This window comes from Streptomyces sp. cg40, from assembly GCF_050320165.1.
Taxonomy (GTDB): domain Bacteria; phylum Actinomycetota; class Actinomycetes; order Streptomycetales; family Streptomycetaceae; genus Streptomyces; species Streptomyces hokutonensis.
Genome location: NZ_CP190128.1, coordinates 825,991 through 845,697 on the forward strand (window position 1 = coordinate 825,991; position 19,707 = coordinate 845,697).

Below are 19,707 nucleotides of genomic sequence, written 5' to 3' on the forward strand. Positions count from 1 at the left end.
GCGGGAGTCGCCGTATGCGGAAGCCGTGGATCGTGGGAGTACTGCTGGCCGGAGCGCTGCTCGGCGCCTGCACGGACCCGGCGTCCGGGCCCGAGGCCGCCCCGCCGACCCCTTCCGTGCCGACCACCACCCATCGACAGGTCCCTGTCGCCCCGGTGAAGTCGGCGCCCGGTGTGCTGTATCTCGGGGACTCCCTCGCGATGGAGAGCCAGCGGGTGCTCGGGGAGGAACTCCGCGGCACGCTCGACGCGACATACAGGAGTGCCCCGTACTCGGGGACCACGCTGTGCGACTACCTGGAGGGCACCGGGGCGCGCTCGCTGGTGCCGGACGGCGACAAGGCGGCGGCGCTGGTGCGCGCGCTGCACCCGGACTTCGTGGTCCTTCAGTTCTGGGGCAACGCGTGGGGCTACACACCCTGCATGGACGGCATCACCTACGCCGCCGACCGGCAGACGTATCTACGGCGGTACGCCTCCGACATCAGGAGGCTCACCGCGCAGATCGCGACCGCCGGAGGTGCCCAACGGCCTACCGTCGTCTGGGTGTTGCAGGGGCCGGACCCGATCACCCCCGAGCGCGTCCGGGCGGTGAACGCGCTCTACGGGACCTCGGCCAGGGCCACGGGCGACATCGTCGCCGACGCCGGCCGGACCGTGAGCGCGGCCGGCGCCCGCTACACCTGGACGCAGTACCTCCCGTGCACCGCCTACGAACGCGCCCACCCCGACTACTGCACGCAGCCCGGCAACGGCCGTACGGCCCTCCATCGGGACGACGACTACCTGCACTTCTGCCTGGCACCGACGACCTCGACGCCCCGGCCGTGTCCGGTCCGCTCCCCCGGCATCCTGCGCATGGCCAGGGAGATCACGCGGGTGATCGGCGCCCGAGCTCCGTCTCGATCAGGCGGTTGAGGTGGCGGCGGGCGTCCTCGGTGGTCAACGGGGGTGCCTGGCGCAGCCGTTGCAGGGCGAGACCGTCGGCGAGTGCGGCGAAGCGGACCGTGAACCCGTCGAGGTCGTCGGAGTGGAACTCGCCGTCGGCGACGCCCCGTTCGGCCAGGGCGCGGATCTGCTGGTGCCAGCTCTCGTAGCGCCGGGCCTGCCCACTGCTGAAGGCCTCGTCCGTGCCCTGTTCGCCCGCGTTCCAGTAGTCGAACCACATCCGCCAGTGCCGGTCGGTGTCCTCGGTGAACAGTGCGTCGACCAGCAGCCGCAGCGCCTCCGCCCCGCTGGTCGCCTGCTCGGCGGCCTCGTGCAACTCGGCGTAGTAGCGCTCGATGTGCAGCACCATCGCCTCGGACAGGATCTCCTGCACACTGCCGAAGTGGTACGTGACGGTACCGACGGAGACCCCGGCGGCGGCCGCCACGTCCCGCACGCCGACCGAGGCGTAGCCGCGTTCCGCTATCAGCGGGACGGCCGCCTCGACGATGAGCCGGCGGCGCACCTCGGTGGGCTGCCGGGTGCGGTCGGCGGCGGCGACGGCACGGCGCGGTGCCTTGGCGGCCTGCGAGGGCTTGGCGGCCGTCATCCCGACGTCCTCGGGGTGGTGCGGTGCCATGCGCGCTTGGCCACTGTCTCTCCGTTCGCCCGTGCTTCGACGCGACTGTCCATGACGAAGTCCGCGGCCGTGGCGCGCAGCTCCGTCCGCGCCATGATCTCAGCGTCGTAGTCGTCGCCGCGCCGCAACCGGATCCGCCACTCCGAGACGGCGTGGGCGGACAGCGGGTCGTCGCTCCGGATGCGGTACGTCTCCCGCGCGCTCTCCTCGTAGCGCAGCCCGTCCGGATACGTCCGCGAGCCCCCGTAGTTGGGGTCGACCTCCAGCGTCCACTCCCCCTTGGCCACATCGTGCGTGACCAGCCGCTCGGGCGTCGGCTCGGCGGGCCGGTCGTAGGCCACGTCGAGCGGGACCGCCTGCTCGGGTTCCTCGAAGCGGATCGGCGGCTCCGATCCCCGTTCCCGCACGGGCAGTTGTACGACGCTCTCGGCCGGCACGATTCGCAGCTCGCCGCGCTCGCCGTGCGGCCACACCCACGGCCAGTAGGTGTCGGAGACGGCGACCCGGATCCGGTGGCCGGGTGGGATCGCGTAGCCGATGCCGGTCAGCTCGAACTCGACGTCCTCGTACGTCCCCGGTGTCCACTCGACGGCCCGGTCCCGGCCGTGCCTGCTCAGCAGGTTGAGCGCGCCACGGGTGACGAGCGTGGACGAGCCGTCCGGTGCGACGTCGCACAGCCGGGCGACGACATGGGCGCGCGGGGTGGCGCTGTCGAGGCGGAGCCGGACGCGCGGCCGGCCGAGGATCTCGACGCGCTCGGTGAGCGGCTCGGAGTCGAAGCAGACCGAACGGCCGTCCTCCTCGCGCTGGTCCGGCGGCAGGTCGCTCGCGTTCCCGAACGGGAAGAAGCGCCCGGCGTCGAGGCCGGTGTGCTGCGGCGAGCGCACGAGGACGGGCCCAGTGCTCGTACCGAGGGGCCGCGTGTCCCAACTGACCGTCGGGCTGGGCCACTTGGCGTCCCCCACCCAACGGCCCGGCAGTACGTCGTACGACGTCGCCGGCGGAACCGGGTCGGTGATCCAGGCCCGGAGCAGGGGCTCCCCCATCACTCCCGTGTCGATGTCCTTGAGGTGCTGGTCCCACCAGCGCAGGGTCTCCTGGAGGAAGCCGATCGCGGGCCCCGGCGGCAGTCCCCGGTCGGGGTACTGGTGCGACCAGGGGCCGACGATCCCCCGGACGCGGTCGCCGGGCAGGTGCTCGACGAGCCGCAGCACGGTGTCCCGGTACGGGTCGTTCCAGCCGCCGACCGCCAGGACGGCCGCGTCGATGGCGGTGTAGTCCTCGCAGACGCTGCCGTGCTTCCAGTAGTCGTCGCGCTGTTGGTGGTCGAGCCAGGTGTGCAGGAAGGGTTCGAGGGCGTCGAGGCGTTCGCGCCACATCGGTAGCCAGCGGTCCGCACCCACGCTCGCCGGGTCCGGCGGGCGGGCGGCGAAAGCGAGCATGGTGCCGGCCCACGCGAGCATGTCGATCCCGAGGACGGCGCCGCCCGTGTAGTGGACGTCGTTGTCGTAGCGGTCGTCGGTGGAGCAGACGGTGACGATCGCCTTGAGCGGTTCGGGAGCGAGGGCGGCGATCTGGAGGGAGTTGAAGCCGCCCCAGGAGATGCCGAACATGCCGACCCTGCCAGTGCACCAGGGCTGCGCGGCAAGCCAGTTGACGATGTCGACACCGTCGGCGAGTTCCTGGGCGTCGTACTCGTCGCCGGGCAGCCCCTCGCTGTCGCCGTGTCCACGGATGTCGACGCGGACGGAGGCGTAGCCGTGGCCCGCGTACCAGGGGTGGCGCTGGGCGTCGCGGGGCGCGGTCCAGTCGCTCTTGCGGTACGGGAGGTATTCGAGCAGCGCGGGCACGGGGTCCGACTCGGCGTCATCGGGCCGCCAGATGCGGGCGTGCAGCCGGGTCCTTCCGTCCCGGGTGGGAATCCAGACGTCCTCACGGACGACCCGGCGCTCGAACTGTTCGCGGTACTTCACAGAATTCCTTCTGCCACAGGTGCGTTGAGGGGTCGCCAGCGTCGGACGCGGTGGCCGGCGTCGCCGTGGTCGGTCCAGATGTCGTCGCCGTCCGCCGCGTCGGCCCAGTCGGCGGTGTCATCGACGTAGGGCCGGGCGTCGGGGTCGGGTTCGAGGGCGGCGGCCATGAGCTGGCGGGTGTAGGGGTGTTGGGGGTCGGCGAAGACGGTCTCGGTCGGGCCCTCCTCGACGACGACTCCGTGGCGCAGTACGACGACCCGGTCCGCGATGCCCCGTACGACGGCCAGGTCGTGGCTGATGAACAGGCAGGCGAGGTCGCGTTCGCGGCGGAGGTCGTCGAGGAGACGGAGTACGTCCGCCTGGACCGACACGTCCAGGGCCGTGGTGATCTCGTCGGCGATGAGGACGTCCGGTTCGCCCGCCAACGCCCTTGCGATGCCGATGCGTTGACGCTGACCGCCGGAGAGCTGCGCGGGGAGGCGGTCGGCGAGGGCCGGGTCGAGCCGTACGTCGGCGATGAGCTGGCGGGCCCGCTCGGCCGCCTCCGCACGGTCGGTCGCCGTGCCGAAGAACCGCAGGGGGTGGCGGACCGCGTCGCCCACGGAGCGGCGGGGGTTGAGCGAGGTGTCCGCGTTCTGGAAGACGAGCTGCACCCGGCGGCGCAGGGACAGCGGTCGTTGCTGCGCCGGGCGGGCCAGGTCGCCGTCCTCGTGGCGCATGGTGCCGCCGGACGGGCTGCGCAGTCCGGCCAGAGTCCAGGCGAGGGTGGACTTGCCGCTGCCCGACTCCCCTACGAGGGCGAGGACTTCGCCGCGCCGGACGTCGAAGGAGACGCCGTGCACGGCACGGGTGCTGCCGTAGTCGATGGTGACGTCCTGCGCGGAGACGGCCACCGGAGCGTCGGCGGGCACCTCGGCCTTGGGACGGACCTCCCGCTCCCCCGTCTCGCCGACGACCGCGAGACCGGTGTCGTCGAGGCGCGGAACGCTCGCCAGCAGGCGGCGGGTGTACGGGTCCTGGGGCTGGGCGAAGAGCTGCCTGGTGGACGCCGACTCCACCACCCGGCCGGAGCGCAGGACGGTCACCTCGTCGGCCATGTGCGCGACGACCCCGAGGTCGTGGCTCACCAGCACGGCGGCCAGGCCGAGTTCGTCGCTCAGGGCGGCGATCAGGTCGAGGACGCTGCGCTGGGTGACGACGTCCAGGCCGGTCGTCGGTTCGTCGAGGACCAGGACCTTGGGGCGGGCCGCGATGGCCATGGCGATGGCGACGCGCTGCTGCTGGCCGCCGGAGAGTTCGTGCGGATAGCGCCGGGCAAGGTCGGCGGGGTGCGGCAGCCGGACCTGTTCGAGGAGTTCCACGACGGGGACCTCGCCGCCGGCCTCCGCGATCTGGCGTCCGATGCGCATGGAGGGCGTGAGGGCGTGGCCGGCGTTCTGGCCGACCATCGCGACCGTGCCGCCGCGCAGGCGTCGCAACTCCCTTGCGGGCAGGGCGAATACGTCCGCGCCGGACACCTCCACGGACCCGCCGGTGATCCGGGAGCCGTGGCGCAGATGCCCGAGGAGGGTCGCGGCGACGGTCGACTTGCCGCTGCCGGATTCCCCGACGAGTGCGTGCGTCTGCCCCTCGGCCACCTCAAGCGACACCTCGTGCACGACGGGCACGTCCCGGCCGCCCGAACGGTAGGCCACGGACAGGGAGTTGACGGAAACGATCGTGGTCATCAGGAGCCCTCCCTGATCCGGTCGACGCCCCACGCCTTGGACAGGCCGTCGGCCGCGAGGTTGAGTCCGACCACGAGGGTGGCCAGGGCGATGATGGGCGCGATGCTCGCCATCGGGACGACGGTGATGGCGGTGCGGTTCTCGGCAACCATGAGGCCCCAGTCGGGAGTTGGCGGGTCGGCGCCGAAGCCGAGGAAGGACAGCGAGGAGATCAGCAGGACGACCCAGGAGGCCCGCATCGCGAACTCCACGCACACCACGTCCGTGATGTTCGGCAGGATCTCCCGGCGCAGGATCGACCAGGTGCTCTCGCCTCGGGCGCGGGCCGCGGTCACGTAGTCGGCGGGGACGACCGCGAGGGCGGCGCCGCGCACGACCCGGACGACCTGCGGGACGTAGGTGATCGCGACGGCGAGGACGATGACCGCCGGGCCGGTGCCGAGCGCGGTCACCACGACGAGCAGGGCGAGGATCGACGGTACGGAGAGGACCGCGTCCAGGATCCGGCCCAGTACGTCGTCGAACCAGCCGCCGCGCAGGGCCGCCGCGCAGCCGATGACCGTGCCGAGGGCGACGGTGAGGAGGGTGGCGGCGACGGAGACGCCGAGGGCGTACCGGCCGCCGTAGAGAACGCGGGCGAGGACGTCGCGGCCGTACTGGTCGGTGCCGGCCCAGTGGCTCCAACTGGAGCCGAGCAGAGCGTGGTTGGCGTCGTTCGCGATCGGGTCGTAGGAGGTGAGGAGCGGGGCCAGCAGGGCGATCAGGACGTGTACGGCGACGATCGCGAGGCCGACGAGTGCCGTGCGGGAGGTGCTCAGGGTGCGCCAGGCGCGGGTGCCGCGTGCGGTCGGGGTCGGGGCGGTGGCGAGCGTGGTCATCGGGTCCTCCCTCGGGTGCGGAGCCTGGGGTTGAGGGCCATGGTGGCCAGGTCGGCGGCGAGGTTGCAGACGACGTAGACGACCGCGCTGATCAGGGCGATGGCCTGGATGGTGGGCAGGTCGCGGTTCTGCACGGAGGAGAGCATCAGCTTTCCGATGCCCGGGTAGTTGAAGACGTTCTCGACCACCGCGACCCCGCCGACCAGCCAGGCCACGTTGAGCGCGATGACGTGCAGGGTCGGCAGCAGGGCGCTCGGCAGGGCGTGCCGGGTGACGACCCGCCAGGTGGAGAGGCCCTTGAGGCGGGCGGTGGTGACGTACTCGGTGGCCATCACGTCGATGACCGAGGTGCGGGCCATGCGGACGATGTAGGCGGCCATCACCACGGCGAGCGCGAGGGCGGGAAGCCATACGGCGGGCAGGAGTTGGCCGACCGTGGCGTCCGGGCCGTAGAGGACGACCGCGGGGAACCACGGGAGGGCGACCGAGAAGCACAGGACCAGGACGGTCGCGACGACGAACTCGGGGACGCTCATGCCGACGAGGCTGACCGTGGAGATGAGGTGGTCGGGCCAGCGGTCGCGGTACAGGCCCGCGAGGATGCCGAGGACGATCGAGCCGGTGACCGCGAAGAGGACCGTGACAAGGGCGATCAGAGCGGAGTTGCCGAGGTACATGGACACTTCGCCGCCAACTGCCTTGCCGGAGACGAGAGATGTGCCGAAGTCTCCGTGCAGGGCGCCGCCCACCCAGTCGACGTACCGTTCCCAGGCGGGCTTGTCGAGTTTCAGTTTCTCCCGCAGGGCGGCCACCGCGTCCGGGGTCGCGTCCTTGCCGAGGATCTGGGTGGCGACGTCGCCGGGCAGGGCCTGGACGGCGAGGAAGACGAGGACGGAGGAGAGGAAGAGGGTGCCAACTGCGGCCGCTATGCGGCGGGTTATGAAGGAGAGCATGGTCAGGCTCCCTTCAGGCCGATGCCCAGGTAGTCGAACTCGAAGCCGTGCTCGGCGTATCCGCGTACCTTGCGGGAGATGCCGACGAGCCGGTCGGCGAACATCGGGGTCATGGCCCCGCCCTTCTCGATCACCAACGTCTGTGCCTCGCCGTACAGTTCGCGCCGCTTGGTGTCGTCGAGCTCGGCGCGGGCCCGGTCGAGGACCGCGTCGAAGCCCTTGTCGGACCAGGCGGTCTCGTTGTACGAGGAGCCGCTGCGGAAGATCTGGGTGAAGAGCTGGTCGACGGGGCGGCCCGTGAACCAGTAGGTGGCCATCAGCGGCTTCTTCATCCAGATCTGTGTGTAGTAGGAGTCCGCGGAGGCCGTCTTGACCTTGATGCGGATGCCGGCCCGCTTGGCGGAGTCCTGGTAGGCGAGCGCCATCGGCGTGAACAGCGGGTCGTAGGAGGAGGTGTAGAGGTCCATCGCCAGGCCCTCGTGACCCGCCTGCTTGAGCAGGTACTTCGCCTGCTCCGGGTCGTGCTCGGGGTGCGCGGAGATGTGGGCCGGGTCGCTGGGCGGCACCGGGTTGTCCCAGCCCGCCGTGCCCGCGCCCTGGAGGGCGACCTTCACGACGTGCTCGGGGTCGTAGGCGAGCTTCATCGCCTGGCGGACGCGGACGTCGGTGAAGGGCTTCTCCGTGGTGAGCATCGGGAGGACGTACCACTGGGCGTTCTTCACGCGGGCGATGGTGGCGCGGTCGGAGGCGGCGACCACGCGGGCGGTCGCGAAGTCGAGGTTGGTCTGGGAGAGGAGGTCGACCTGCCCTGCCAGCAAGGCGTTTGAGCGGGCCGACATGTCGGCGACCGAGTAGAAGTCGATCGTGTCGAGGACGGGGCGGCCCGCCCAGTGGTCCGTGTACGCGGTGACGCGGCCGGGGCCCGCCGGGGCGAACGACTCCAGCCTGAAGGGGCCGGTGCCGATGCCGGTGCGGCCGATGGACTTCGCGCTGCCGTCGGGGATGACGTAGCAGTTGTAGTGCGTCAGCAGGCTGGGGAACTCGGCGTTCGGGCTCTTGAGCGGGACGACGAGGGTGTGGGCGTCGGGCGTGCCCAGCTTCGCCGGGTCGATGAGCGGGGCGAGGACCGCGGCCTGCGGGGAGGCTGTCGCCTTGTCGAGGATGTGGCGGAGTGTGTAGGCGGCGTCGGCGGAGGTGAAGGCGCGGCCGTTGTGGAAGGTGACGCCCTTGCGGAGGCGGAAGGTCCAGGTGCTCGCCTTGGCGTCCGGCTCCCAGGATTCGGCGAGGTCGGGGGCCAGCTCGCCGTTCGTGCCGATGCGCACGAGCCGGTTGTAGAGAGCGCCCAGATATTCGTACGCGGAGAGTGAGCTGGCGGGGTCGAGGGTCTCGGCGTCGGAGGCGGGCGGCCGGGCGATGCGCAGCGTGCCGCCGCCGTCGGGGGCGCCCTTCGCGGCGGCGGCCGGCAGGACGGGGGCGGCCTCCGCCCCGGCACAGCCGGTCAGCAGCCAGGACCCGCCGAGTGCCGCCGCCGAGGCAAGGCCCGCGGTGAGCACCGACCGGCGGCCCGGGTGGTGGATGTCGGACATGTACCGACCGTCCTTGTCGCTATTCGTTCAGCTATTCGTTCAGCGGAACGATTGAGTGAAGTGCGTGAACGATAACGAGGGGATGGTTTCCCGCCAACCCTTTGGGCGCGGAAATTAACGTCCGAAACGCACTGGTTACCGGGAGGCGTCGCGCAGGGGTCGCCGGGACGGGCCCAGGGCGGTCGCTCAGCCGGTGGTCTCGCGGGCCCAGGGCAGCAGGGCCCGTTCCGCGAGGACGAGGGTGTGGCCGAGGCCCTGGTCTCCGCCCGCGAACTCGCCGACGACCGCGCCCACGACGGCGAGGGCGACGGAAATCAGTCCGGCCGGCGTCGGCACGGCCACCGGAAACCAGGCGAGCAGGGCCGCCATGAACACCTTCGGGGCCGAAGCCGAGGCGGACCACGAGGAGCGGGTCCTCGACATCACGCTCCCCCGGCCGCGCACCCGTGCCAGGGCCGAGCAGGCGGAACAACTGGCCCGGCGGGCAGCCGAGTTGCACGCGCTGCTGCTGGACAGCGACACCTGATCCCCAGCCCCATCGTCAACTGCCGTCTCTCCACGCCCTGTTGACATCACACGGCGGGCGCCTAGCGTGTCCAGCGCACAGCATGTCGCACGACCTTCGGGATTTCGAACCGGAGTGGAGCGGTGGAGGGACACCGCCGCCCCGACTCCCAACTCCTCGACATGCGAAGGACATTGGTGATGACCCCACCCCTGGGCAGACGTCAGTTGCTCGCGGCCGCAGGTGCCACCTCGGCCGCCTTCACCCTCACCGGCACGGACGGCACGGCGCAGGCCGCCACACCCCCCGACGCCACCGAACACACCGCGGTCCGCCCCTTCCCGCTCACCGCCGCGACCCTGCTGGACAGCCCGTTCCGGGACAACCAGCGCCGCAACTCGGCCTATCTGCGCTTCGTCGACCTCGACCGTCTGCTGCACACCTTCCGCGTCAACGTCCGCCTGCCCAGCACCGCCCAGCCCTGCGGCGGCTGGGAGGGGCCCGACGTGGAACTGCGCGGCCACTCCACCGGCCATCTGCTCTCAGGGCTCGCGCTCGCGTACGCCAACACCGGTGACACGGCCCTGCGCGACAAGGGCCGGACCCTCGTCGCCGAGCTGGCGAAGTGTCAGGCGGCCTCGCCCGCGGCCGGTTTCCGCACCGGGTATCTGTCCGCGTTCCCGGAGAGCTTCTTCGACCGGCTGGAGGCCGGGACCGGGGTGTGGGCGCCGTACTACACGATCCACAAGATCATGGCGGGGCTGGTCGAGCAGTACCGGCTGACCGGGAACGAGCAGGCCCTCGACGTGGTGCTCCGGCAGGCGCGCTGGGTCGACGCGCGGACAGCGGGACTGTCGTACGAGCGGATGCAGCGGGTGCTGGAGACCGAGTTCGGCGGGATGAACGACGTGCTCGCCGATCTGCACGCCCTCACCGGCAACACCGCCTGGCTCGATGTCGCCGAACGCTTCACGCACGCCCGGGTGTTCGACCCGCTGGCCCTGGGCGAGGACCGGCTCGCCGGGCTGCACGCCAACACGCAGATCCCGAAGATGGTCGGCGCGCTGCGGCTGTGGGAGGAGGGGCTGCCCGAGCGGTACCGCACGATCGCCGCGAACTTCTGGGAGATCGTCACCGGCCACCACTCGTACGTCATCGGCGGCAACAGCAACGGCGAGGCGTTCCACGAACCGGACGTCGTGGCCGGGCAGTTGTCGGACAACACCTGCGAGAACTGCAACAGCTACAACATGCTGAAGCTGACCCGGCTGCTGCACCTCCACACCCCCGGCCGCGTCGAGCTGCTCGACTTCTACGAACGGGCCCTGTTCAACCAGCTGTTGGGCGAGCAGGACCCGGACTCCGAGCACGGCTTCAACATCTACTACACCGGTCTGGCGCCGGGTTCGGTCAAGCGCCAGCCGTCGTTCATGGGCCCGGATCCGGACGTGTACTCCACGGACTACGACAACTTCTCCTGCGACCACGGCACCGGCATGGAGACCCAGGCCAAGTTCGCCGACACGATCTACACGCACGACGAACACGCCCTGCTGGTCAACCTGTTCATCCCCTCGCAGGTGGTCTGGCGCGACCGGGGCATCACCTGGCGGCAGACCACCGGCTTCCCCGACCGCTCCACGACCACCCTGACGGTCATCGCCGGCCGAGCCTCACACCGGCTGCGCGTCCGCGTCCCGTCCTGGGCCTCCGGCGCCCGCGCCGCCCTCAACGGCCGTGCGCTGCCCGACCGTCCGAAGCCGGGCACCTGGCTCACTCTGGAGCGGACCTGGCGCGCGGGTGACCGGGTCGAGGTCTCCCTGCCGATGCGTACGGTCGTGGAACCGACCCCCGACGACCCCGATGTGCAGGCCGTCCTGCACGGTCCCGTGGTGCTGGCCGGAGCGTTCGGGGACCGGGCCGACCCCTGGCTGTCACGCCTGGACGTCGGCTCCGTACGGCAGTTGTCCTCGGACCCCCTGCGCTTCACCGCCCGCGCGGACGACACGGACGTGACCCTGCTGCCGATCGCTCGCGTCCACCACCAGCACTACTCGGTGTACTGGCTGACCGGCGAACCTCCGCCCCCTCCGCCCGAGTTCGCCGCCTGGCACCGCTTCGACGAGACCTCGGGCACGGCGGCGTCCGACGCGACGGGCAACGGCCGTACGGCCCAACTCGTCGGCGGAGCGGCATGGTTGGCGGACGGCCTGCTCGGCGGCGCGGTCACCCTCGACGGTGTGGACGGTCATGTCGCCCTCGCCGAGGACCTGTTGGCGGGTGCGTCGGCGTACTCGCTCGCCACGTGGGTGCGGCTGGACGGTCGACCCGGCACCTGGAGCCGGATCTTCGACTTAGGGACCGGCGTCACCGCCAACATGTTCCTGACCCCGCTGAGCGGTGACGGCACCCTGAGGTACGCGATCACCGCGGGCGGGGCGGGCGCCGAGCAGCGCATCGACGCCGAGCCGCTGCCGACCGACCGCTGGGTGCATGTGGCGGTGGCCTACGGCGACGGGACCGCCGTCCTGTACGTGGACGGCGCGGAAGCCGGCCGGAACGCGGCCGTCACCGTTGAGCCGCGCCGCTTCGGCAACCATGTCCGGGCCGGATACATCGGGAGGTCGCAGTACGCCGACCCGTACCTGAAGGGCGCGGTCGACGACTTCCGGGTCTACGGCAGGGCGCTGAGCGCCGCCGAGGTGGCGACGCTGGCGCGACCGACGCAGCCGTAGCCGGGTCACTCCCCCGCGAAGGCCTCCTCCAGCGCGGCGAGGTCGAACTTGCCCATCGCCATGAAGGACTCCGTCGCCCGGGCTACCTTCGCGGGGTCCGGGTCGGTGATCATCTCGATCAGCCGGTTGGGGACGACCTGCCAGGACAGGCCGAACTTGTCCTTGAGCCAGCCGCAGGGGCCGGGCTCGCCGCCGCCTTCGAGCAGCTTGGCCCAGTAATAGTCGATGTCCTCCTGGTTCTCGCAGGGGATCTGGAAGGAGACCGCCTCGGTGAACTTGAACATCGGGCCGCCGTTGAGCGCGACGAACTTCTGCCCGAAGGCCGTGAACTCGACGGTGAGCACCGAGCCCGCCGGCTGCGGGGCACCCTCGCCGTAGTGGCTGACGCGGCCGATGCTGGAGTTCTTGAAGATCGACACGTACAGGTGGGCGGCTTCCTCGGCCTGGCCGTCGAACCAGAGACACGTGGTGAATCCGTCGGTGGTCATGCGTTCCTCCATGGGCTTCTGGGCTTCTGGGGCGTCGAACACGGTCATCCGTATCGACCGATCGTCACCCGGAAACTCATCGGTCGGGCGGCCGGATAATCCAGGTGGCCCATCCGCCGTCCGCAACTAGGCTCGCTCTCCATGACGTATCCGCAGGCAGACAGCGTCCACCCGTACCGCATCGACATCCCACAGGCTGACCTCGACGATCTGCACGCCCGGCTCGACCGCGTCCGCCGGCCCGACGAGCTGCCCGGCACGGGCTGGGCGTACGGCGTGCCGGCGGACTATCTGCGCGAGCTGGTGCGGTACTGGCGGCACGAGTACGACTGGCGGGCGGCGGAGGCCGAGCTGAACGCGTGGCCGCAGTTCACGACCACCATCGACGGCTCGAACGTCCACTTCGCGCACATCCGCTCCCCGGAACCGGACGCCACCCCGCTGATCATCACCCACGGCTGGCCGGGCTCGATCGTCGAGTTCGTCGACATCGTGGGCCCGTTGACCGATCCGGCGGCCCACGGCGGCGACCCGGCCGACGCCTTCCACGTGGTCGTACCGAGCATCCCGGGCTTCGGTCTGTCGGGGCCCCCGGCCGACACCGGCTGGGAGGCGGGCCGCATCGCCGACGCCTGGGCCGAGCTGATGCGCCGCCTCGGCTACGAGCGGTTCGGCGCACAGGGCGGCGACTGGGGCGCGGCGATCTCCCGCGAGCTGGGCCGCGCCCACCCCGACCGGGTCATCGGCGTCCACCTCAACCTGCTGCCGGGCGCACAGGCCCTCACCGAACCCACCCCCGAGGAGCTGGCCGCGCTCGGCCCCGAGGAGAGGGCGGACGCCCTGGAGTCCTGGCGCCGCTGGACCGCGTGGTCGCGCGAGGGCACGGGGTATGCCGTCCTCCACTCCACCCGCCCGCAGACCCTGGCGTACGCCCTCACGGACTCGCCGGTCGGTCAACTCGCCTGGATCGTCGAGAAGTTCAGGGAGTGGACCGACTCGGATGAGTTGCCCGAGGAGGCCGTGGACCGGGACCGGCTGCTCACCGACGTGATGCTGTACTGGTTGACGGGGACCGCCGGTTCGGCCGCACGGATCTACTACGAGCGGGCCCACGCCACCGGCGCTCGGGCCGCCGCGCCGACCCTCCCGTCGACCACTCCCACCGCGCTCGCCCTGTTCCCCGCCGAGACCCAGATCCCGCTGCGCCACAAGGCCGAACGCACCGAGAACATCGTCCGCTGGACCAAGCTGGAGCGGGGCGGCCACTTCGCCGCCATGGAGGAACCGGACCTGCTGGCCGGGGACGTACGGGCGTTCTTCCGGCAACTGCGTGAGAAGGCCGGGGAGTGAGCGGAGGGTGGGACCGGCCGGCGGCTCTGCCCACGGCGAATCTGCTACCAGCCTAGAAGCCCGCAGTCCGGGCGCTTGCCGGTCAACAGTGGAGACACCACAGAGCCTCGACAAGGAGTGCCGATGTCTTCACTCACGGCCGGCTTCGCGCCGGCCCTCATGCCGCGCGCCGAGGAGGGCGACACCCCGCCCTCCCGCTTCGACGACCATCTGGCCGCGCAGCTCCTCGCGCAGCGGATCGTCCTCCTCGGCACCCAGGTCGACGAGGTCTCCGCGAACCGGGTCTGCGCCCAGCTCCTGATCCTGTCCGCCGAGGACCCGCGCACGGACATCAGCCTGTACGTCAACAGCCCCGGCGGCTCGGTGACGGCGGGCCTCGCGATCTACGACACGATGCAGCTGATCCCGAACGACGTCTCGACGCTGGCGATGGGCTTCGCGGCGAGCATGGGCCAGTTCCTGCTGACCGTCGGCACACCCGGCAAGCGCTACGCCCTCCCCCACGCGCGGGTCATGATGCACCAGCCGTCGGCGGGCATCGGCGGCACCACCGCCGACATCGAGATCCAGGCGGAGAACCTGGAACACACGAAGCGGACCATCGAACGCCTCACCGCAGAGCACACCGGGCAGAGCGAGGAGACCATCTCCCGCGACGGCGACCGCGACCGCTGGTTCACGGCCGAACAGGCCAAGGAGTACGGCATGGTGGACCGGGTCGTCGCCTCCCTGGCCGACGTCCGCCCGGCCGCCGCCAAGCGACGGATGGGGCTCTGACATGGGGACGTACACGATTCCGAACGTCGTCGAGCGGACCCCGCAGGGCGAGCGCTCCTACGACGTGTTCAGCAGGCTGCTGTCCGAGCGGATCATCTTCCTCGGCACCGAGATCGACGACGGGGTCGCCAACGTCGTCATCGCGCAACTCCTCCATCTGGAGTCGTCGTCCCCGGAGAGCGAGATCGCGATCTACATCAACTCCCCCGGCGGCTCGTTCACTTCACTCATGGCGATCTACGACACCATGACCTACGTCCAGGCCCCGATCTCGACGTTCTGCGTCGGCCAGGCGGCCTCCACGGCTGCCGTACTCCTCGCGGGCGGCGACCCGGGACGGCGGTTCGTACTGGAGCACGCGCGGGTGCTGCTCGGCCAGCCGGCGACCGGCGGGCAGCGCGGCATGGTCTCCGATCTCGCGCTCCAGGCGAAGGAGATGGTGCGGATCCGCGCCCAGGTCGAGGAGGTGCTGTCGCGGCACACGCACCACGACATCGCGACGCTGCGCGCCGACATGGACCGCGACAAGGTGTTCACCGCGCCGGAGGCCGTGGCGTACGGTCTCGCCGACGAGGTGGTCAGCCGACGCCTCGTCGCGGTCTGACCGACACCGTCAGGCGGCGACCAGGCACAGCCCGTTGTACGGCGAACTCACCCTGCCCTGGCGCCTGTTGCGGTGCTGGGTGAACTCGTTCCGGGTCAGCGACAGCAGGTCGCCGAGGTCGAGACCGAGGGCGTGGGCGGCGGCCGCGAGGACCTCCGAGGAGGCCTCCTTGCGGCCCCGCTCCACCTCCGAGAGGTACGGCATGGAGATCCGGGCGGCGTCGGCCACATCCTTCAACGTGCGTTCCTGGGCGAGGCGTTCACGTCGCAGGACATCACCGACCAGGTCGCGCCACAGGGGTTCCTTGGGCGCGGGAACCGTGGGCTCCGGAAGGTGGGGGGCCGGCTCGTGCGGGCGCAGGGGGATCACGCGGGCTTGGTTCGGCGCTTCGTTGCTCACCCCCTCAGACTAAAAGGGTTGGACGCGAGGGCAAGGGATCAGCATTCTGCCCTGGGTGGAATCACCGATCCGAAGGGTGCGGGAACAGTGCTGCGCGACACGTTCGACGGTGCGGCCGAGCGGTACGACCGGGCCCGGCCCCGGTATCCGCGCCCTCTCGTGGCGGAACTGGCCCGGGTCGCGGACCTCGGCCCGGACAGCCGGGTGCTGGAGATCGCCCCCGGGACCGGTCAACTCACCGTCCCGCTGGCGGAGTTCGGCTGCCGGCTGACCGCCGTGGAGCTGGGGCCGTCCCTGGCGGCGGTGGCCCGGCGCAACCTGAGCGCGTTCCCCCGGGTCGACGTGCAGGTGGCGGACTTCGAGCGGTGGGAACTGCCGGACGATCCCTTCGACCTGGTGGTGATCGCGACGGCGTTCCACTGGTTCGACGCCCGGGACTTCGTCGCGAAGGCGGCTTCAGCCCTGCGTCCCGGCGGGCGGCTCGCGGTCGTCACCACGCACCATGTGGCGGGCGGCACCCAGGAGTTCTTCGACCGGATGCAGCGCTGCTACGAACGCTGGGACCCCACCACCCAGCCCGGCTTCCGGAGTCCCACCGAGGGCGAATCGGCCACGGACACCGGGGAGTTCGAGCGCTCCGAGCACTTCGCGGACGTCACGGTGTGGCGCGGCGCGCAGGAGATCACGTACACGACCGACGAGTACCTCGACGTCGTGCTCACCTACTCGGGCCATCTCGCCATGGACGAACCCTCGCGCCAGGGCCTCCTGGCCTGCCTCCGGGCACTGCTGGAGACACGGCACGGCGGCCGGGTCACCAAGCGGTACTTCCACGAACTGATCACGGCCACCCGGGTCTGAGGGCCTAGTGGTCCTCGCCGCTCAGGCGCACCAGCGCACGCACGCGCTTGCCGACCGGTACCCGCTCGACGGTCACCCTGGCGGCCAGGGCGTGCACGATCTCCAGACCGTGACGGCCGATCCGCTCGGGGTCGCGGGCGAAGAGCCGGGGCAGGGCGACACTGCTGTCGCAGACGGACACCGTCACCGCCGTGTCCGTGCCCTCCAGTTCCAGGATGTACGGGCCGTTGCTGTGCCGGTCCGCGTTGGTGACCAACTCGCTCACCACCAACAGGAGTTCGCCTTCGGACCGGTCGTCGATCGTGGCGCACCACTCGGTTCTGAGCTGCGAGAGGAACTGGTGCGTGAAGTGCCGGGCATCGGAGATGCAGCCCGGTTCCCCGGTGTAGTGCGCCGCCCGCCTCAGCGGTTCCACGGGCACGTCGAAACGAGTCGGTATCACTACCCCGTCCCGGTGGTCGATCATGCGTGTCTCTCTCGAAGGCGGGCGCCGGCTGTTGCTGTCGCACCAGTGCTCGTACCCAGCCACACGCCGGGCAGTCCCCCTAGGAGAGTGACGGTGAACTCGTCCCCGGGGAAACCGGCGCGCTGAAGCTCGACAGCGAAGCCGACGCGGAGTTCGACGCGGACGTCGTCGTAGCACTGGAGGCAATCGATTCGGGCGCGGAGGACGAGGCCGACGAAGCCGCCGACGACTCGGGCGAGGGCGGCTCCGAGGACGGCGATTCCGAGCTCGGGGACGACGAGGACGGGCCGGACGGAGACGACGAGGACGAGGACGGGGAGCTCGACGTCGGCGGGCAAGGGCTCGTGGACGTACCGGGCATGCTCGGCGTTCCCGGTGTGCCGGGGGTCGTCGAGGCGCACGCCGACGGGGAGTTGGAGGACGGCGAGGTCGGCGGGGACACGGTCACCGAGGGGCTGGCCGGGTTCAGCGGCGGCGGGGTGCGGTGGTCGTGCCGGCCCGTGTCGCCGTGGTGGCGGCCGAACCAGTGCCCGTTGTGGGGGTCGTAGATCACGAAGATGTTGATGACCTGGGGTGCGGGCGTGACCACGACGACGTTCTGCGGCCGGTACGACGACCAGGTGTCGCCGGTCGGCCTCGGGGTGGTCTGCTGGGCGACGGGCGGGGAGAGCGGGTTGCCGCAGGCGCAGCGGACGCGGGGCACGCCGTGGCTGTCGACGAGGACGGCGGTGCCGGCCTGGAGGACGGCCTGGTAGCTGGTGGCGACGCCGTCGCGGTAGCCGTGGTTGGTGACACGGGTGTCCATGCGCAGTTGCACCGGCGTGAGGGAGCGCAGATAGGCCGGGACTCCGGCGGGCTGGACACCGACGACGGACGCGAACGCCTTGTTCTTCGCCGGGTTCGCCTGGAGGGCCTTGATCTGCTTCTCCACGTCGCAGCTGGCGACGTTCTGGGTGCCGCCGTAGAGGCCTGGGGCGCCGCCGTCGACGCCGCGCACGGCGTTCGCCGGTTCCGAGGCGGTGGGCGATGCGGAGGCGGGCGGGGCGGAACTCTCGCTCGCGGTGGACTCCGTGAACGGGTCGGGGCCGGTCTTGGCCGCTGCCTGCAGAAAGACCTCGCCCTTGCTCGCGGTCTTGGTCGAGCCTCCGTCCGAGCGGGTGAAGACGAGGCCCAGCACCACGGCGGCCACCACGACCGCGGTGAGGATCGCGACGCGTGGCACCGACTTCCACCAGGGGCGGTGCGGCTCCGGCGCACCCGCACCACCACTGCCCGAGGGCTGCGAGGGCGGGCCCGAGGGCGGCTGGGAGGGTCCCGACAGCGGGCCGGAGGGCGGTCCGGTGGGGCGGCCTGAAGACGGAGGTTCGACGCTCACGAGTTCTTCTTCCCGACGCGGTCATCAGCGGCATTCATCACGATTCATGCCGCTTTATGCGCAACGAACCCATTGTGTGCTCCGGTCCCCGTCCGCCCGCAAGCCGACGCGGACGGCCCTCCCGGCGGGCGCGCTCCCCCGGCGCTGCTTAGCGTGGCAGGCGTGACCCCCGAAACCCCCTCCGACCAGGCAGTAGCCCACCACGGCTGGGTCCAGGCCCTGAGCACGGTACTGGCCGGGCTGCTCACCATGGGCGTGGTCGCCGCACTGGGCCTGTGGGCGGCGGGCGCGACGGATCTCCCGGACGGCGCGTTCCCCCGGGTCGTCACGGCGACCGTGGTGACGGCCGTCGGCGGCACGGTGAAGCTCTCCGGAAACGCGGGCGCACTGGCCGACACAAAGGCGGGCCTGACGGTCATCCCCCTCTCGGTGACCCTGGCCGGCGCCCTGACGACCGCCGCCGCGTTCCTACGGCCCCTGCGGCACCGCGCGGTCGCCTCGGCCGCGGAACTTGCGGGCTGGGCCGCCCGGATCGCCGTGCTGTGGCTGCTCGGTCTGATCGGACTGGCCCTCGGCGCACGCCAGAAGTTCTCGATCTCGCTCGGCAGCGGGACGCTCGGCGACATCGGCGACCTGATCGGCGCCTCGCCCGAGGTCGGCTTCGAGGCGGACGTACCGCAGACGGTGCTGTTCGGCCTGCTGTGGCTGGCCGGGGTCCTGGTGCTGGCCCTCCTGGTGTCGCCGGGCGCACCGCTCCCGGCCGCGCTGCTGCGCTTCCACGCGTCCGTCCGCCCGGCCGCGTACGCCGTGGTGGCCCTGCTCCTGGCCTACGTCGCGCTCGGCGTCGTCGTCGCCCTGCTCACCGCGGCGACTCGCGGGAACGTCACCCAGACCTTCGCCCTGACCCTGCTCGGCATGCCGAACCTCGTCTGGCTCACCCTCACGATCGGTCTGGGCGCCACCTGGAACGGCCGGGTCGACGGCCCCTTCGGCCTGCCCATGCCCCACCTGCTGGACGAGGTCCTGCGCACCCCGGACATCTCCACCCTGAACCTGCGCTCCATCGCCGCCTTCGACGGCAGGGTGTGGTGGCTCCTGGTGGTGAACGCGGTCCTCCTCCTGTCCGCCGCGTTCCTGATGGCCGCCCGCTCCCCGGCCCGCACCCGCGCCTGGCAGCACGCCGTCCACCTGGCGGTCGCCTTCGCCCTCGCGGTCCTGATGATCTGCCTCGTCGGCCGCGTCTCCGCCCACTACGGCCTCTCCCTCCTGGGCATCGGCGACGTGGGCGGCGGCCTGTCCGGAGACCTGTTCCTGAAGCCCGAGTTGTGGTCGGCGGTCGGGCTGGCGGCGCTGTGGGGGCTCGTCGCGGGCTTCCTGGGCGCACTCCTGGCGAAGCCGGTCCGCCGCCACGGCGAGATCGAAATCCCCGAGCAGTCGAAGCGCCCGGCATGAGAGTGTGCGCCC

19 protein-coding genes are annotated in these 19,707 nt (G+C 71.3%); 8 read left to right on the top strand and 11 right to left on the bottom strand.

Annotated elements, in window-relative coordinates; genetic code table 11:
* Nucleotides 1–14 precede the first annotated feature (14 nt).
* On the top strand, nt 15–917 hold the full coding sequence (locus tag ACQHII_RS03575; protein WP_427917806.1) for an SGNH/GDSL hydrolase family protein: 903 nt from the start codon (nt 15–17) through the stop codon (nt 915–917).
* Here the strand turns inward: ACQHII_RS03575 and ACQHII_RS03580 are convergent.
* The 7 genes from ACQHII_RS03580 to ACQHII_RS03610 all read right to left on the bottom strand — a co-directional run bounded on the left by ACQHII_RS03580 (nt 871) and on the right by ACQHII_RS03610 (nt 9,052).
* Nucleotides 871–1,536 (bottom strand): TetR/AcrR family transcriptional regulator, encoded by a 666-nt coding sequence (locus ACQHII_RS03580; protein ID WP_427917807.1) that lies wholly within the window; start codon nt 1,534–1,536, stop codon nt 871–873. The genes ACQHII_RS03575 and ACQHII_RS03580 overlap by 47 nt on opposite strands.
* A complete protein-coding gene (locus ACQHII_RS03585) occupies nt 1,533–3,539 on the bottom strand; it encodes a CocE/NonD family hydrolase (RefSeq protein ID WP_427917808.1) in 2,007 nt (668 codons plus the stop codon). The genes ACQHII_RS03580 and ACQHII_RS03585 overlap by 4 nt, the downstream gene beginning before the upstream one ends.
* Complete coding sequence (locus tag ACQHII_RS03590; RefSeq protein ID WP_427917809.1) at nt 3,536–5,266, bottom strand: dipeptide ABC transporter ATP-binding protein; 1,731 nt, start codon at nt 5,264–5,266, stop codon at nt 3,536–3,538. Before ACQHII_RS03590 ends, ACQHII_RS03585 begins: the two co-directional genes overlap by 4 nt.
* Complete coding sequence (locus ACQHII_RS03595; protein WP_427917810.1) at nt 5,266–6,144, bottom strand: ABC transporter permease; 879 nt, start codon at nt 6,142–6,144, stop codon at nt 5,266–5,268. Before ACQHII_RS03595 ends, ACQHII_RS03590 begins: the two co-directional genes overlap by 1 nt.
* Nucleotides 6,141–7,097 carry an ABC transporter permease gene (locus tag ACQHII_RS03600; RefSeq protein ID WP_427917811.1) on the bottom strand — a complete coding sequence of 319 codons (957 nt, stop codon included), beginning with the start codon at nt 7,095–7,097 and terminating at the stop codon, nt 6,141–6,143. Before ACQHII_RS03600 ends, ACQHII_RS03595 begins: the two co-directional genes overlap by 4 nt.
* Before the next feature lie 2 nt (nt 7,098–7,099).
* Nucleotides 7,100–8,683 (bottom strand): ABC transporter substrate-binding protein, encoded by a 1,584-nt coding sequence (locus ACQHII_RS03605; protein WP_427917812.1) that lies wholly within the window; start codon nt 8,681–8,683, stop codon nt 7,100–7,102.
* Between the two features lie 186 nt (nt 8,684–8,869).
* A complete protein-coding gene (locus ACQHII_RS03610; RefSeq protein WP_427917813.1) occupies nt 8,870–9,052 on the bottom strand; it encodes a hypothetical protein in 183 nt (60 codons plus the stop codon).
* On the opposite strand from ACQHII_RS03610, the gene ACQHII_RS03615 reads away from it, so the two are divergent.
* Both ACQHII_RS03615 and ACQHII_RS03620 read left to right on the top strand, forming a co-directional pair.
* A complete protein-coding gene (locus tag ACQHII_RS03615) occupies nt 9,051–9,209 on the top strand; it encodes a hypothetical protein (RefSeq protein ID WP_427917814.1) in 159 nt (52 codons plus the stop codon). The two genes, ACQHII_RS03610 and ACQHII_RS03615, sit on opposite strands and share 2 nt — an antisense overlap.
* A gap of 179 nt (nt 9,210–9,388) precedes the next feature.
* Nucleotides 9,389–11,923, top strand: a complete 2,535-nt coding sequence (locus tag ACQHII_RS03620) for a beta-L-arabinofuranosidase domain-containing protein (protein ID WP_427917815.1) — start codon at nt 9,389–9,391, stop codon at nt 11,921–11,923.
* A gap of 5 nt (nt 11,924–11,928) precedes the next feature.
* On the opposite strand, the gene ACQHII_RS03625 is transcribed toward ACQHII_RS03620, so the two are convergent.
* On the bottom strand, nt 11,929–12,411 hold the full coding sequence (locus tag ACQHII_RS03625; RefSeq protein ID WP_427917816.1) for a VOC family protein: 483 nt from the start codon (nt 12,409–12,411) through the stop codon (nt 11,929–11,931).
* Nucleotides 12,412–12,552: 141 nt separating this feature from the next.
* On the opposite strand from ACQHII_RS03625, the gene ACQHII_RS03630 reads away from it, so the two are divergent.
* The 3 genes from ACQHII_RS03630 to ACQHII_RS03640 all read left to right on the top strand — a co-directional run bounded on the left by ACQHII_RS03630 (nt 12,553) and on the right by ACQHII_RS03640 (nt 15,142).
* The gene (locus ACQHII_RS03630; RefSeq protein ID WP_427917817.1) at nt 12,553–13,761 is read left to right on the top strand and encodes an epoxide hydrolase family protein; all 1,209 of its coding nucleotides are present in this window, start codon (nt 12,553–12,555) and stop codon (nt 13,759–13,761) included.
* Between the two features lie 123 nt (nt 13,762–13,884).
* Nucleotides 13,885–14,538 (top strand): ATP-dependent Clp protease proteolytic subunit, encoded by a 654-nt coding sequence (locus ACQHII_RS03635; RefSeq protein ID WP_427917818.1) that lies wholly within the window; start codon nt 13,885–13,887, stop codon nt 14,536–14,538.
* Nucleotide 14,539: 1 nt separating this feature from the next.
* Entirely contained in the window at nt 14,540–15,142 is a 603-nt protein-coding gene (locus tag ACQHII_RS03640; protein WP_427917819.1) for a ClpP family protease, read from the top strand.
* 9 nt (nt 15,143–15,151) lie between these two features.
* On the opposite strand, the gene ACQHII_RS03645 is transcribed toward ACQHII_RS03640, so the two are convergent.
* Nucleotides 15,152–15,541: a helix-turn-helix domain-containing protein gene (locus ACQHII_RS03645; protein ID WP_427917820.1), complete on the bottom strand. Its 390-nt coding sequence runs from the start codon at nt 15,539–15,541 to the stop codon at nt 15,152–15,154.
* An 87-nt stretch (nt 15,542–15,628) separates the two neighbouring features.
* Here ACQHII_RS03645 and ACQHII_RS03650 point away from each other — a divergent pair, with 87 nt between their 5' ends.
* Nucleotides 15,629–16,402, top strand: a complete 774-nt coding sequence (locus ACQHII_RS03650) for a class I SAM-dependent methyltransferase (RefSeq protein ID WP_427917821.1) — start codon at nt 15,629–15,631, stop codon at nt 16,400–16,402.
* Between the two features lie 4 nt (nt 16,403–16,406).
* Here the strand turns inward: ACQHII_RS03650 and ACQHII_RS03655 are convergent, their stop codons facing one another.
* Together ACQHII_RS03655 and ACQHII_RS03660 are read right to left on the bottom strand one after the other, a co-directional pair.
* Nucleotides 16,407–16,868, bottom strand: coding sequence for an ATP-binding protein (locus ACQHII_RS03655; protein WP_427917822.1), 462 nt, complete (start codon nt 16,866–16,868; stop codon nt 16,407–16,409).
* Between the two features lie 79 nt (nt 16,869–16,947).
* Complete coding sequence (locus ACQHII_RS03660; protein ID WP_427917823.1) at nt 16,948–18,243, bottom strand: DUF6777 domain-containing protein; 1,296 nt, start codon at nt 18,241–18,243, stop codon at nt 16,948–16,950.
* 162 nt (nt 18,244–18,405) lie between these two features.
* Between ACQHII_RS03660 and ACQHII_RS03665 the strand changes: the two genes are divergently transcribed.
* On the top strand, nt 18,406–19,695 hold the full coding sequence (locus ACQHII_RS03665) for a streptophobe family protein (protein ID WP_427917824.1): 1,290 nt from the start codon (nt 18,406–18,408) through the stop codon (nt 19,693–19,695).
* Nucleotides 19,696–19,707 lie beyond the last annotated feature (12 nt).

Bases quoted from the DNA above. Each gene is read 5' to 3' on its own strand.
- ACQHII_RS03575 (WP_427917806.1), top strand. From the start codon at position 15: ATGCGGAAGCCGTGGATCGTGGGAGTACTGCTGGCCGGAGCGCTGCTC.
- ACQHII_RS03580 (WP_427917807.1), bottom strand. From the start codon at position 1,536: ATGACGGCCGCCAAGCCCTCGCAGGCCGCCAAGGCACCGCGCCGTGCC.
- ACQHII_RS03590 (WP_427917809.1), bottom strand. From the start codon at position 5,266: ATGACCACGATCGTTTCCGTCAACTCCCTGTCCGTGGCCTACCGTTCG.
- ACQHII_RS03595 (WP_427917810.1), bottom strand. From the start codon at position 6,144: ATGACCACGCTCGCCACCGCCCCGACCCCGACCGCACGCGGCACCCGC.
- ACQHII_RS03600 (WP_427917811.1), bottom strand. From the start codon at position 7,097: ATGCTCTCCTTCATAACCCGCCGCATAGCGGCCGCAGTTGGCACCCTC.
- ACQHII_RS03605 (WP_427917812.1), bottom strand. From the start codon at position 8,683: ATGTCCGACATCCACCACCCGGGCCGCCGGTCGGTGCTCACCGCGGGC.
- ACQHII_RS03615 (WP_427917814.1), top strand. From the start codon at position 9,051: ATGAACACCTTCGGGGCCGAAGCCGAGGCGGACCACGAGGAGCGGGTC.
- ACQHII_RS03610 (WP_427917813.1), bottom strand. From the start codon at position 9,052: ATGGCGGCCCTGCTCGCCTGGTTTCCGGTGGCCGTGCCGACGCCGGCC.
- ACQHII_RS03620 (WP_427917815.1), top strand. From the start codon at position 9,389: ATGACCCCACCCCTGGGCAGACGTCAGTTGCTCGCGGCCGCAGGTGCC.
- ACQHII_RS03625 (WP_427917816.1), bottom strand. From the start codon at position 12,411: ATGACCACCGACGGATTCACCACGTGTCTCTGGTTCGACGGCCAGGCC.
- ACQHII_RS03630 (WP_427917817.1), top strand. From the start codon at position 12,553: ATGACGTATCCGCAGGCAGACAGCGTCCACCCGTACCGCATCGACATC.
- ACQHII_RS03635 (WP_427917818.1), top strand. From the start codon at position 13,885: ATGTCTTCACTCACGGCCGGCTTCGCGCCGGCCCTCATGCCGCGCGCC.
- ACQHII_RS03640 (WP_427917819.1), top strand. From the start codon at position 14,540: ATGGGGACGTACACGATTCCGAACGTCGTCGAGCGGACCCCGCAGGGC.
- ACQHII_RS03655 (WP_427917822.1), bottom strand. From the start codon at position 16,868: ATGATCGACCACCGGGACGGGGTAGTGATACCGACTCGTTTCGACGTG.